A 13263-nucleotide genomic window follows, 5' to 3' on the forward strand; every position below is an offset into this window, starting at 1 on the left:
AAATATCCTTTGCTAGAGCGGGAACCATGGACTATTGAAATAGCGAGAAGCCCATCCCATAGCATTACTGTCGGCAATGGCACCTTGACCACCATAAATAATTCTGGCGTCGGCAATACGTTGCGACGATATCGTATTGTTATTACCTATATCGTCAGTACGTATGATGCCAAGTAAGCGCAAATACTCATCGCCCTGATTCAAGCGCAGCCATTTTTCACCGCGGATCAACAAGGTTCCATTAGGTAAAACCTTAGAGACGGTTACAGTGATTGAACCTGATAGCTGATTTTGCTGCGTACTCGACCCTGCACCATTAAACCCTCTCGAAAAAGAGGTTTTACCGTCAGCATTGGCACTTTGGGAACCGATATTCCCCGTCAGCCCCATTCCCATATCTTGTTCTTTGTTGGTCTTGGTATCCGCTTTCTTGCTCGAATAGGTTTTTTCATCTAATGCGACGGTTAAAATATCGCCCTCACGGAAAGCACGTTTATCCTTAAAAAGAGTCAACATGAAACCGGGACGATAAAGACTGCCATCCTTTGCATCCGGCAGGCTGTAGTCAATCTCAGGCGGTGCCCATTCTTTAGTTCCAGGTTTCGTTTCCTTATCTGGAATATGCGACATACAACCCGATAGCAGTGCAAAACATAAAAACCATAACCAACGCATGACTGCCTCTCTAAACCGATTGATTGAGGAACTTGAGCATATCGTCAGAAGCTGACACAACCTTGGCATTCATCTCATATGCTCTCTGCGTGGAAATCATTTCTACCATTTCTTCCACCACGTTGACGTTTGCGCCCTCTAGCGCCCCCTGTCTTAAAGCACCTAAAGCTTGATCGCCCGCCACACCTTCAACCGCCACACCCGATGCAGCCGTTTCACGGTAAAGGTTGTCACCGCGAGCTTCTAACCCTGCTGGATTAGTAAAGTTAACGAGCGTGATTTGACCTAAATCTTGAGGTTCGGCTTCACCCGCCATTTTCGCTGTAACTACACCATCGTTGGCAATAGTAACGGTTAGCGCATCTTCGGGGATCACTATGTTTGGCACTAAAGGTAAACCTTGCGAAGTGACCATCATGCCTTCGCTACTGCGATAAAACTGACCGTCACGGGTATACGCAAGATCGCCATTTGGCTCTTCTACTTGGAAAAAACCATGACCTTCAATCGCTAAATCCAATTGCTGACTGGTATTTTGCATATCCCCAGTAGTGAATATTTTTTGAGTACCAACAACTCTTGTACCTGCACCTAACTGTAAGCCCGATGGCAAATTATTGAGTGCATCAACCTGACCGCCTGGCTGACGTTGGACCTGATAGAACAGATCATTAAACGCGACACGGTCGCGCTTAAAACCTGTGGTATTCACGTTTGCCAAGTTGTTGGCAATTGCGGTCATTTTCGTATCTTGTGCTGTTAGGCCGGTTTTACTTACCCATAACGCTGATTGCATACCACTAATCCTTAAACATTACCCAGCAGACGATTACCAGCCTCGGCCAGCTTTTCTGCACTTTTCATTAACTTAACTTGAATCTCAAATTGACGACTCAAATCCATAGATGCAATCAGCTCTGACACGGCCTGCACGTTACTCGACTCAAGGAAGCCACTATCGACTAATACGCCTTCATCTTGTGGCACTGCTTGGCCATCACGACGATAGAGCAACCCATCTTGCCCTTTTTGCATTAAGGCAAAGTCTGGATTCACTAGCTTTAATCGGCCCACTTCCTCAATGATCCCACCTTCTGCAGGTAAGACACTGACTGTACCGTCTTCGCCCACAAACACATCTTTATACTCAGGTAACGCTATTGGGCCATCAATGCCTAATACTGGCCGACCATCAATAGTCAGTTGCCCCTCGGCATTGGTCTCGATTGCACCTGAACGGGTATAAGCCTCTGCACCGTCAACAGCCACACTGAACAAGCCACGATCGCGGATCGCTAAATCCAATGAACGGCCGGTAGGATTGATCACCCCACTTTGCTGGCTAAAACCACTGCTTTCAGTCTGTGCCATGACTCTTGTATTCAAACTATTGCCTTGGGCAGCTAAAGGCACGGCATTCACGCGCTCAAGATCGGCTTTAAACCCTGCGGTTTCAGCATTAGCCAAGTTATTCGCGCGAATACTTTGCGCCTCAAGGATACGAACTGCACCACTGGCAGCGGTATAAAGCATCTTCTCCATGTCAGTGCCTCTTCTTAAATGGCATTAAGTAATGCTTGCTGCATAGTCGAGTTCACATCGAGAACTTTGGCGTTGGACTGATAGTTACGCTGTGCCGACATGAGGTTAACCATTTCAGCAGTGGTATCCACATTCGAGCCTTCTAAATACCCACCCGTTACCGTACCCATGGTGCCTGTCGAGGGTGAGCCAATAATTGCTTGCCCTGCGGTATTTGTAGCAACCCAAGCATTGTTACTCACGGCTGACAAACCGTTAGGATTACTGAAGTTTGCGAGGACAACCTGCCCCTGTAATTGATCTTGGCCGTTGGTATAAGTGCCATACAACATGCCATTGTCATCTAGACGCACACCTTTTAATTCACCCGAGGTGTAACCGTCTTGAGATAAGCTGGAGTTGTTGTATTTGGCAGCATATTGAGTACTTTTATCGAAGTTGATATCAAATTTGAGCGGTGATGCTCCATTATTCAATGTAAGGTCGAAGGTATCTTTTGTCGTGGTTGGATCTAAAATCCCTTTTGAATCGAATTTTAATGTTGTTTGGTCTGGCAGCAGAGTCCCATCGAGAGTGTAATTAACCGTCCACTCATTCGGTGCTGTTTTCACATAATATTGCGTAACGACGTGCTCAGTTCCCAGAGAGTCGTAAACACTGGTGGTACCAATAGAGTGATAACTATCAATATTTTTAGGATTAAAAGCATTGTACTTAGCGGCATAATGAGTGCTGTTATCAAAATTGATATCATGGCTAAGCGGTGTCGCTCCATTATTAAATGTAAGGTTTAAAGTCTGTTTTGTCGTCGTCGGGTCTAAAACGCCATTTGAATCAAATTTTAATGTTGTTTGGTCAGGCAGAAGAGTCCCATCAAGAGTGTAATGAACTGTCACTTCATTCTGCGCTGTTTTTACATAATACTGATTCACCACATGCGCATTACCCAAAGAGTCGTTAACGGTGGCGGTTTCAATTGCTTGATAACTATCATTATTTGCAGGATCGAATGGCACAGGTAAAATAACATCAACTCGTGCATCAAGATTTGAAACCATACGCACTTCAGTCGTGGCTTTCGCCGCCAAAGATGCGGTTTGTACCTGTAAATCGCCTACATTACCGGTTTGCAATCTTCCTGTCGCATTGACAGAATACCCCTGTAAACGGCTCCCCACAGGATCGGTAATAAATCCTTCGCTATCCTTATGGAACATCCCGGCTCTGGCATACATAGCACCGCCGTCGTTTCCCTTGAGAACAAAAAAGCCTTCGCCTTGGATCCCCATATCAAGTTGGCGACCGGTATAAGTTAAGCTGCCACCTTTAGAGAAGTTTTGGCTCGTTGACATCACGCCAACGCCACCCGCCTGACCACCATTATAAATAGATGCGAATTCACTACGGCCACCACGAAAACCACTCGTAGAGGCGTTAGCAATATTGTTACTGATGGTATTGAGGTCTTGGGTTGTCGCCTGTAAACCACTTAAAGCTATGTTAAATGACATCTTAATATCCTATAAAAATAATTTACGAAACTTCAGAAATATTGAGCACAGAAACGACACCGACACCATGGCCCATTTCAGCCATCATCATGCCGGATGCACTAGAGAAATGGACTCTCTCAATCGGTGCCTTAATATACGTTGGCGCGACTAAACTATTTTCACCTAGTGTCGCCTTAGCTTTGATTTCATATTGGCCAGCAGACAATCCCAACTCAGCAGGATCGATAGAGAAGCGAACGTCACCAACATCCTGAGCACCGAGTTGAATGGTGCTAACGACTTGACCTTGCGCATCGATAATTTCAAGATCTAAGCCTTCAGCGGCATTTTCTAAATACACTTTGCCTTCAACCGCTTCACCATCGAGTTGAAACTCAGACGCCGGCACCATGGCATTCTTACCAATTAAAGATGCCGACTGCACTATGCCCAAATTTTCCATCATGACCATTTGGTTTGACTGATTCTTCCGCATACCCTCTAAGCTTTCGACCTGCGAAAACTGCGCTAATTGAGAGATATACTCAGCACTGTTAAGCGGTTTGGTGGGATCTTGGTTCTTGATTTGCGCGATCATTAAGGTCATGAATTCATTTTTTAATGATGCAGCATCATTCCCAGGTGCAGCTAATGCACCTGCAGGATTCTGAACTGAGTTGTTACCAGAGCGGGCCAATTCCATTGCTATTTATTCCCTAGCTGCAATAAACCTTGCTGCATAGAGCGCGCACGATTCATGATTTCAACACTGGTTTCAAATGAACGACTTGCCGCCATCATGTCGGCCATTTCTTCAATCGTGTTCACGTTGGAGTAGGCAACATAACCTTGTTCATTGGCAAAGGGATGATTAGGCTCATAGCGCATATCTAATGGCGCATCCGCCTGTACTATATCGCTCACCTCAATCGAGGCACCGATTGCGCCTTGTTGAGTAGAATCATAAATAGTCGCAAATACAGGCTTTAAGGCTCGATATGCCGACTCAGGGGTTTCAGCTGCTGTACCTGCGTTAGCAAGGTTACTCGCAACCGTATTCAAACGTATGGTTTGGGCATTCATGCCTGCACCAGCAATTTGATAAATATCACCAAATGACATATAGGCTCCTAACGACCTTCAATGGCAGACTTTAAACCTGCTATTTTCATGTTTAAAAATGTCAAACTCGTTTGATAATCCATCGCATTCTGTGAATATCTCGCCTGTTCCTTACCGAGTTCAACGGTATTATCATCGGCAGAATTTTGGTAAGGCATGCGATAAGCGAGGTTGTACTGTTGATTCATCTGCATACCCGCTTCAACTTGCTTCATAGCAGCTTTGAAATCCAAGTCTCTCGCTTTGTACCCTGGAGTTTCGGCGTTGATTAAATTGCTCGCTAATACCTTGCTTCTCTCCACTCTAAAATCGAGTGTTTGAGGATGTATTCCTAATGCTTTATCAAGGTTGATAGCCATCTCAACTCCTAGTACTGTATGCCTAATTAATATAGATGGCCGAGAAGCTTACAATTAGCATGCCAATATAATTTTCAATATAAAACAGTTGGTTAAATGAAATCGCTATTGATATACGGAAAGTTCTTTTCCCTCACAATCTTACTGAGCCTAGAGTTACTTCCGCTCAATGTGCACGCAAAGGGGAAGATCACGGCGACTGAGCAAATATCTCAGCAAATGACAAACTCTGTGGCCGCTGAGATCGCTAAGTGGCAACAATCGCAAGAAATCAAAAAAATCAGCAAGAAAATCTCACTGCACATTCCCTCTAGCACGGCGAAATTAAAAACCTGCAGTACGGCGCTCCAAATTGAGGCCGCAAAAGGACTCCCATTCGGTCGGATCCAACGAAAAATAAGCTGCATCTCTGAAGGCTGGTCACTGTATGTCCGGGCTAAGGTTGCCCTCAGCGCTTACATCCCTGTGGCCAATAAAACCCTTGTAAGAGATGAAATTGTTACATCAGAAAATCTTCAATGGAAAATGCTGCCCTTAACGGCATCAGACCAAGATATTATTACTGATGACAAACATATTTTAGGTCAGGCAGTAGCCAGAAAAATAAGAAAAAACAAACCAATAAGAGCAAGCAACTTGAATGCGCCTGAACTTGTTAGCATAGGAGATGAAGTGATTATCGAAGCCGCCAGCAGCACCTTTTATGCGCATATGACTGGCATTGCTATGGATGCTGGTAAACAAGGGGATGCCATCAGAGTGCGCAATAGTAGTTCAGGAAGAATCATTACTGCTTACCCCATAGCAAAGGGCAGAGTTGAAACTCGCTTCTAAAATTTAGGCTTGATTAAGATAAATCGAAATTTCATTTTAGAAAAATACCATTCAGGTCGCCTATATCTAGTATCAGGCCATTTATGACGATGAACATCTATGGAAATTAATAAAATTAGCAGTGCTTTGAGCACTGAGTTCAGCACAAGTAAGAGCGCTCATGCGCCAAAAAAGCAGGTTGGAGCTGACAATCTTCCGGCTTCAACACGGCAAGATATTAGTAACGACTGGCAATTATTAGAACAAACCCAGAAAGAGTTACATACCATCTCTGACGTAGATACGGATAAAGTCGCCGCTATTCGCCAGGCTTTGAGTAATGGAAGCTTTGAGCTGAGCTTAGATAAAATTGCAGATAAGATATTGATACAACATGGATAATAGTCAAGTAAACAAGCGCGAACTTGTTCAAAGTTTAATTCGCGATATTCGTCAAGATCTTGAGGGATATAGTCAATTAAAATCAATGCTTAAGCACCAACGTGAATTAATGCAACGCAGAGATAATGATGCGCTTCTAGCCCATAACGAGCGACAAACCGCGCTTTGTAACAAGCTAGCCTTGAGAGCCAAGCAGCGCAGCGAAAATCTCGCAACGCTGGGTTTTAATAGTGACAACAGTGGCATGAGACGCTTAATCACGGCGTTGCCCGATCACCTAAGACCGCAAATTAAAATGTCATGGGACAACTTGCAGCTGTTAGTTAAAGATAGCCAAACGGCGAATGAAACCAATGGCAGATTGCTGGTAATACAGCAAGAAACGATTAACCGCATCCTAAATCAGGATGGCCAGCACCAAGAAATTGATTACGGTGCCAATCGATAAGTAAACTGAATCGATAAGTAAACTGAATTGATGAGAGTTGCCAGCGTGATATGTAGATCGCTGCATGATTTACTAGGGTGACTCTCTGCAGTTAAGGATCAGCGCTTATTAACGTTTATGCTTGTAATAGAAACCAGCCATATCATCAACAATAGCCTGCTCACTGCGCGCAACTCGCTCTTTTTCTTGTATATTTGTTTGTTTCTCAAGCCACTTCAAACCTTGCTGGCGCCCTAACTGATTACGCCATAGCCGCTCAATACGAAGCTGTTCCTGCTGTAGAAAAACCTCCTTTTGAGCTAACTTCACGCGCATAGGCTCTAACACTTGCGCCATACTTGCCGAATTTTGCCAGAGCAGGACATTCGAGCCCTCTTTCGCGCCACGATAAGTCAATATCATGTTTGCTAAGGCTTGATTTTGTTTTTGATTTAACTGAACTTTTAGAATGGAATCATCTCGCTTTTGCCCCAGTTGTGCTAATTTCTTTTCAGCTTGGATACATAACTTAGAGAGATGACGCTGGCTCATATCCCATCACTCCCATCAACTGCTCTAATTGCGCTAAGCTCTCAGCCAGATTGACTTTACTATGCGTGGTCTGGCGTAAAAATCGCGCCATCTCCGGATACACTCGCACAGCAAGATCCATTTCAGGATCTTGGCCAGCTTGGTAACCACCTAATGGTAATAAGTCTCTGACCTCATTGTAACGGCTCAAAAGATGTCTAAAGATCTGACTCTGTTCAATGCTGCTAGAAGTCGCTATGTGCATGGCTAAGCGACTCACTGACGCATTAATATCAATCGCTGGAAAATGTCCTTGCTCGGCCAATTTACGACTTAACACTATATGGCCATCTAAAATGGCTCTAGCTGCGTCAGCAACAGGGTCCTGTTGATCATCACCCTCGGCCAGTACGGTATAAAACGCGGTTAGCGTTCCCGTAGGGTGCTCACCATTACCTGCCATTTCAACCAGTCTAGGTAACTGTGCAAATGCCGATGGCGGATAGCCTTTGGTTGCAGGAGGCTCACCTAGACTCAGGGCGATTTCACGCTGTGCCTGAGCATAACGAGTCAATGAGTCGACTAATAGCAACACTTGCTTACCTTGATCTCTAAAAGCACAGGCAATGGAGTGGGATAACCGCATAGCACGTAATCGCATCAGCGGTGTTGTATCCGCAGGAGCTGCGATAATCACGGCGCGTTTACGCCCTTCTTCACCGAGTGTTTCTTCAATAAACTCTCTAACTTCACGACCACGCTCACCAATCAGGCCAACCACCACGACATCGGCCTCAGTAAAGCGGGTCATCATGCCTAATAGCACACTCTTACCCACACCCGAGCCCGCAAAGAGTCCAAGTCGCTGACCTCTGCCAATGGGCAACAGACTATTGATGGCACGGATCCCCACATCAAGCGGCTGACGGATAGGCTGGCGCAGCAAAGGGTTGTAACTCGTATGGGATTGCGGAACTTGTGAAATGTCAGTGAGGTCGCCAAGTGAGTCTAGTGGCTGTCCAAGCCCATCAAGCACCCTACCAAGCAATCCATCACCGATAGCAATCGTTTGTTCATCCGTAATAGGTAGCACTCTGGCGCCTGGCATCAAGCCCTGTGTAGGCTCAATCGGCATAAGGCACAATACGTCACGGTGAAAACCAACAACTTCTGCCTCAATTAAACGCCCATTTCGCCCTTCAATCTGACAACGGTCACCCATGCCAAGCTGACAGCCAACGGCCTCAAGCAACAAACCATTGACTCGAATGAGACGTCCATAAACCCTTGCAACTGGAACCTGAGGCCAATCGTCATGAAATACATCAGACTCCAATCTCAGCCTCATTCAACTTGGTTTCAACCTGCTTCATGCAGGCATCGAGTCGCGTTTCGACTGAAGCATCTGCATCGGATTTATCACTTACAATACGACAACTGCCCGCAGAAATACTGCTATCTGCAATGAGGTTCCAGCCACGGATTTTATCTTCCGAGAGCTCTTTTAATTTCACAACCGCACTTGGCTCTAAGTGGATTTTGACATCCGCTTGATCATCGGGCAACGCACTCAAGGTTTCTTCAACCAGCTTAAGAATTTGTTGCGGCTGCAGTGTTAATTCGCAGCGGATCACTTGTTGTGACACTCGACGCACTAAATCCAAGATCAAATTCTGCTGCTCACGAACCTGCTTTGCATGGCCGTCTTCAAGTAACTCTCTCAAGGCACCAAGTGGCACAAGCAAACTGTTGAGCTGCTCATCGATGGATGATCTGCCCGCTGACTGCCCGTCTAACTTGCCTTGATGAAAACCAGCAGCATGCCCAGCAATGCGGCCCTCTTCAAGACCAGCCTCATAACCCGCACTCTTACCTTGGATGACACCTTCGTCATAACCCTCGTCAAATGCTTGTTGATAACTTTGAAAATCACCGCCCGCATCTGAGTTCGATTCAATCGCGTCGTGCAACGCAGGAAAACGATAACGACGTGCGAGATTGGTATTTAGACGCCAACGAGAATGCTTGTTTTCCATTAGACAACAACCTGTTCTTCAAATAACTGCAATTCAATTTCGCCTTCTTGCATTAATTGCTTTGCCAGTTCCATGATTTCTTTACGCGCACCACTGGCTCGGCTTACAGGCACACCACCTAACGCTTCAATTTGCGTTTCAATAGCTGACGACATACGTTTAGGTAGCGCATTGAGTAAGGAATCTTTTAGCTCAAAATCAATCCCTTTCAATGCCAAAGACAAGGTTTCGGAAGGAACTTGCCCTAAGAGGGTCTGCAATGTTTCTTGCTTTTGTCGCCCAAGAATAATGAAATCAAACATATTATCGGTTACATCAATCGCCATCTGCTTATCATGGAGTTTAATCATTTCCATCAGCTGCTCTCTATCGCCTTCGAAGCGATTGAGTATATCTGCCACCTGTTTGACACCCGCCACTTGCGTGTGACTTTTCTCCATTGCCATCAACATGCAGCGCTCAACCAGCTCCCGCAGTTCTTCAACAACGTTGCGGTCTAATTCGCCAAGTTGCGCGATACGAACGAGCACCTCATCTTGGCTATCACTGGGCAACATTTTCAGAATTTTAGCGGCACTTTCCGGTGGTAATAATCCCAACAATACCGCTTGTAACTGACAATGCTCATGAGTAATTTCACGGGCAAGTAATTGAGGGTCAACCCATTCGAGGCGCTTAACGAGCACTTTAATCTCATCGCCATAAATGCTATCGATGAGACTTTTAGAGACCCTGTCTCCCAACGCGATATCGAGAGTCTTTTGTAAGTAGGACCGTGATGCTCTGGCGATACCCGACTGTTCTTTGTAACGTTGAAAGAATCGACTTAATACTGCTTCGGCTTCTTGCTGGGTAATACTGGATAACCGCGCCATTTTATGGCTTAAGTGTTGCACATCGTTACGATCCAAATGCGCCATCACCATGGCAGCACCTTCTTCTCCCATACTCAGCAATAACATGGCCGCTTGGGCATAATTGTCCATCTTGATTTCGATTGAATTATTCACCGTCTTTATCGCCTATCCAATGAGCTATCACTTCTGCAACACGCGCGGGTTCTTTATTTGCGAGCAAGGCCAAATGCTCCATTTTAACGGTCAAAGGTGAGCCAGGTTCGGGTAAACCTTGACTACCTAGCCACTCGGCACTCGGTAATTGATGTGGCTGATTTGATGCAGCATCGGCAACAGGTCCATCTAACGCGCCAACAGGAGCTGCACTTAATGCAACGGGCTCAATCCTAGGAGCAGTCATTTGCGCTGTACGAGTCAAGTGCTTAACCAGCGGTCTTAATACAAACAAAATCAGTCCGAAACCGAGAATGCCGCCAATGATGTAGCGTAAATAAGCTTGGTAATTTTCTGATTGCCACCAAGGTGACGGCGTAAATTCCGCTGTAACAGTTGGGGTAAACTCAAAGGCATTAATGGTAAAACTATCACCTCTCGCCGCCGAGAAACCGATAGCATCCTTGACCATATTGCCAAACTTAACCAGTTGAGCCTCATCATTGAATGCTCCTTGGCTTGTCGCACTATTAATAAGCACTGAGACAGAGAGATTTTCGAGCTGCATTTGTTGATAACGGACATGACGTACAGAGCGACCCACGTCATATTGACGACTTTCTTCCTGTTTCAAATTACGGGTTTTGTCATCCGTTGCTGCTTTGCCTGCCTGGGGTGGCTTATTACTTAGTGCTCCTGGAATACCCGCAGCAATACTATTACTTGAATCATCGACACTGGTACGTTCTTGAGTCACGACATTTTGCGGATCGAGTGACTCCTTGGTTTCTTCAACTTGGTTAAAGTTTACTTTTGCCGTTACCCGTACTTGGAAGTTTTCTTGCCCAAGCACAGGCTCGAGCATAGAAGAGGCATTGGCCACTAGGCTATTTTCAAGTTCACGGGTGTACTGTAATTGCTTATTCCTAGACTGGCTAAGATCTTGATTACCTGAAATGTTCTCACTTAAATATCGGCCATCTTGATCGACAACCTTGATATTACTTGCCGTGAGTCCAGTGACACTCCCTGCGACTAAATTAACAATCGCCTCAACCTGTGACTCAGAGAGTCGAGTATTGGGATCTAACTGCAGCATCACAGAAGCGGTAGGCAGTTCAGGCTCCTGACGGATAAACAGAGTTTGTTTAGGTATCGCCAAATGAACTCTTGCAGCACGAACTAACTTTAACGACATTATGGTTCGAGCCAATTCACCTTCTAAGCTATTGCGATATTTGGCTTGCTCCATAAATTGGCTCGTACCGAGGGCGGTATTATCAAGAGCCTCCATGCCAGAAGGCACCTTAGCTTTAACGCCTTTGGCAGCCAAGATCATACGAGCATTACCCACTTGCTCTTCTGCAACGAGTACAGCACCAGAATTCGCATCGAGGCGATAATCAATGCCTTCTGCATCTAAAACATTTAAAACCTGAGAAGTATCAACATTTTCTTGGCTACCATATAAAGGTCGGTAACCGGCCGTTGCCGTCCATAACATCAGCACTATGACACTAGCTACAACCACAGCGAGTAAAGCTAATGCGATGACCTGACGATCACCACGGTTAAAACGATGCCATTTTTGGGTCATGCCAGCAATGAATCCTGACGAAGATTCAGTCCCGGTAATATCCTGACCTGATTGAACAAAAGTGGTAGACATTCACACAATTCCTTAAATAGGCATCTTCATTACATCGTCAAATGCTTGCACAAGACGATTACGAATTTGGAGCATAGTCGCAAAGGACAAACTGGCCTTTTGCGAAGCAACCATGGCACCGACGAGGTCATCACTCTTACCACTATCGACAGCAGCCATCGCCATAGAGGATTGATTCTGATCTTGGTTAACGGCAGAAACTTTACTCTTAATTAGCTCAGTGAATGAACCATAAGCCATACCATTGTCGGCTGGATTTGAAGTGATGTTGATAGCACCTTTAGCCACTTCACGATGAATATTTAAGGTTTCCATCAACATATTTGAGCTACCAATCGCTCCATTAGACATATTCCATTCCTATTACTTTTTTGATTGCTCACGCTGCTTGATCTAATAACGTTTCAATATCAATCCCTGCTTCTCGCATTTGCACGAGGCGATATCTTAAGGCTCTAGTCGTCATCCCTAGTGCCTGCGCACTTAACGTGCGTTGTCCATTAAAACGTTTAAGTACATCAATAATATATTGAAATTCTGCCTGTTGTTTTGAAGCTTTAAGCCCTTCTGTCGCGCCCAAAGGCTCTAACTCGAGCGTTTCTTCTTGAATGTTTAATCCGAGTTCAGCAACTTGAATTGCCTGACCTCTGCGCATCACTAATGCCCGCTGAATACAATTTTCTAGCTCTCTAACATTTCCCGGCCAATCATAGGTCACAAGCACTTGCCTTGCGTGCTCACTGAAATAGCAACGACTTGCGTTATCGGACTGACAATATAAACCTAAGAAATGCTCAGCTAAAGGGAGGATGTCAGCCTTACGTTCTCTTAAAGGCGCGATTTTTAAAGGCAAAACATCTAAACGGTAGAACAGATCCTCCCTAAAATGCCCAAACTCAACGGCCTGTCTTAAGTCGCGATTGGTAGAGGCAATGATTCTGATATCCAGTGGTATAACATGCTGCCCGCCGAGTCTTTCGACTTCACGCTCCTGTAACACCCGAAGTAACTTTGCCTGCAACGGCAAGGGCATTTCACCAATTTCATCGAGTAATAAAGTGCCGCCATTTGCCTAATGCCGATCAGTTAAGACAGATCGCTTGACGATCTCGCTGAAAAGATCAAAATCCGATGACCTCATGTCATCGGATTTTTTTATGCAACTCTCAGAAGCACTCGCCCGC

Annotated in this window: 16 protein-coding genes and 1 pseudogene; 3 read left to right on the forward strand and 14 right to left on the reverse strand. The window is 45.3% G+C overall.

From position 1 onward, the window contains the following. Positions 1–12: 12 nt before the first annotated feature. Genes flgH through flgB form a run of 7 tightly spaced genes read right to left on the reverse strand, consistent with a single transcriptional unit; the run spans position 13 to position 5191 of the window. On the reverse strand, positions 13–675 hold the full coding sequence (flgH, locus tag KV201_RS01825; protein WP_006083392.1) for a flagellar basal body L-ring protein FlgH: 663 nt from the start codon (positions 673–675) through the stop codon (positions 13–15). Positions 676–685: 10 nt separating this feature from the next. Further along, positions 686–1471: a flagellar basal-body rod protein FlgG gene (flgG, locus tag KV201_RS01830; protein ID WP_006083393.1), complete on the reverse strand. Its 786-nt coding sequence runs from the start codon at positions 1469–1471 to the stop codon at positions 686–688. 11 nt (positions 1472–1482) lie between these two features. Next, positions 1483–2217, reverse strand: a complete 735-nt coding sequence (locus KV201_RS01835; RefSeq protein WP_226058354.1) for a flagellar basal body rod protein FlgF — start codon at positions 2215–2217, stop codon at positions 1483–1485. A gap of 14 nt (positions 2218–2231) precedes the next feature. Beyond that, entirely contained in the window at positions 2232–3728 is a 1497-nt protein-coding gene (locus tag KV201_RS01840; RefSeq protein ID WP_226058355.1) for a flagellar hook-basal body complex protein, read from the reverse strand. Positions 3729–3750: 22 nt separating this feature from the next. Beyond that, positions 3751–4413, reverse strand: coding sequence for a flagellar hook assembly protein FlgD (locus KV201_RS01845; protein WP_011848030.1), 663 nt, complete (start codon positions 4411–4413; stop codon positions 3751–3753). A gap of 2 nt (positions 4414–4415) precedes the next feature. Further along, positions 4416–4832, reverse strand: coding sequence for a flagellar basal body rod protein FlgC (flgC, locus tag KV201_RS01850; protein WP_226058356.1), 417 nt, complete (start codon positions 4830–4832; stop codon positions 4416–4418). Between the two features lie 8 nt (positions 4833–4840). Beyond that, positions 4841–5191, reverse strand: coding sequence for a flagellar basal body rod protein FlgB (gene flgB / locus KV201_RS01855; protein WP_006083398.1), 351 nt, complete (start codon positions 5189–5191; stop codon positions 4841–4843). 96 nt (positions 5192–5287) lie between these two features. Between flgB and flgA the strand changes: the two genes are divergently transcribed. The 3 genes from flgA (at position 5288) to KV201_RS01870 (ending at position 6854) form a co-directional block, all read left to right on the forward strand. Continuing rightward, the gene (gene flgA / locus KV201_RS01860; RefSeq protein ID WP_226058357.1) at positions 5288–6025 is read left to right on the forward strand and encodes a flagellar basal body P-ring formation chaperone FlgA; all 738 of its coding nucleotides are present in this window, start codon (positions 5288–5290) and stop codon (positions 6023–6025) included. Between the two features lie 99 nt (positions 6026–6124). Then, positions 6125–6406 (forward strand): flagellar biosynthesis anti-sigma factor FlgM, encoded by a 282-nt coding sequence (gene flgM, locus KV201_RS01865; protein ID WP_006083400.1) that lies wholly within the window; start codon positions 6125–6127, stop codon positions 6404–6406. Beyond that, positions 6399–6854: a flagellar protein FlgN gene (locus KV201_RS01870; RefSeq protein ID WP_006083401.1), complete on the forward strand. Its 456-nt coding sequence runs from the start codon at positions 6399–6401 to the stop codon at positions 6852–6854. Before flgM ends, KV201_RS01870 begins: the two co-directional genes overlap by 8 nt. Before the next feature lie 108 nt (positions 6855–6962). Here the strand turns inward: KV201_RS01870 and KV201_RS01875 are convergent, their stop codons facing one another. The 7 genes and pseudogenes from KV201_RS01875 to KV201_RS01905 all read right to left on the reverse strand — a co-directional run. After that, the gene (locus tag KV201_RS01875) at positions 6963–7385 is read right to left on the reverse strand and encodes a hypothetical protein (RefSeq protein WP_226058358.1); all 423 of its coding nucleotides are present in this window, start codon (positions 7383–7385) and stop codon (positions 6963–6965) included. Beyond that, the gene (locus tag KV201_RS01880; protein ID WP_011848035.1) at positions 7363–8712 is read right to left on the reverse strand and encodes a FliI/YscN family ATPase; all 1350 of its coding nucleotides are present in this window, start codon (positions 8710–8712) and stop codon (positions 7363–7365) included. The genes KV201_RS01875 and KV201_RS01880 overlap by 23 nt, the downstream gene beginning before the upstream one ends. Then, on the reverse strand, positions 8690–9400 hold the full coding sequence (gene fliH / locus KV201_RS01885; protein WP_226058359.1) for a flagellar assembly protein FliH: 711 nt from the start codon (positions 9398–9400) through the stop codon (positions 8690–8692). Before fliH ends, KV201_RS01880 begins: the two co-directional genes overlap by 23 nt. Continuing rightward, on the reverse strand, positions 9400–10386 hold the full coding sequence (locus KV201_RS01890; protein WP_011848037.1) for a flagellar motor switch protein FliG: 987 nt from the start codon (positions 10384–10386) through the stop codon (positions 9400–9402). Before KV201_RS01890 ends, fliH begins: the two co-directional genes overlap by 1 nt. Positions 10387–10402: 16 nt before the next feature. Next, complete coding sequence (gene fliF / locus KV201_RS01895) at positions 10403–12079, reverse strand: flagellar basal-body MS-ring/collar protein FliF (RefSeq protein ID WP_226058360.1); 1677 nt, start codon at positions 12077–12079, stop codon at positions 10403–10405. Positions 12080–12091: 12 nt separating this feature from the next. Then, complete coding sequence (gene fliE, locus KV201_RS01900; RefSeq protein ID WP_006083407.1) at positions 12092–12430, reverse strand: flagellar hook-basal body complex protein FliE; 339 nt, start codon at positions 12428–12430, stop codon at positions 12092–12094. A gap of 28 nt (positions 12431–12458) precedes the next feature. Continuing rightward, positions 12459–13151 (reverse strand): annotated as a pseudogene (locus KV201_RS01905) (sigma 54-interacting transcriptional regulator); the annotation flags it as partial. Positions 13152–13263: the final 112 nt, after the last annotated feature.

It is taken from the genome of Shewanella sp. SR1 (assembly GCF_020447145.1).
Taxonomy (GTDB): Bacteria; Pseudomonadota; Gammaproteobacteria; order Enterobacterales; family Shewanellaceae; genus Shewanella; species Shewanella baltica.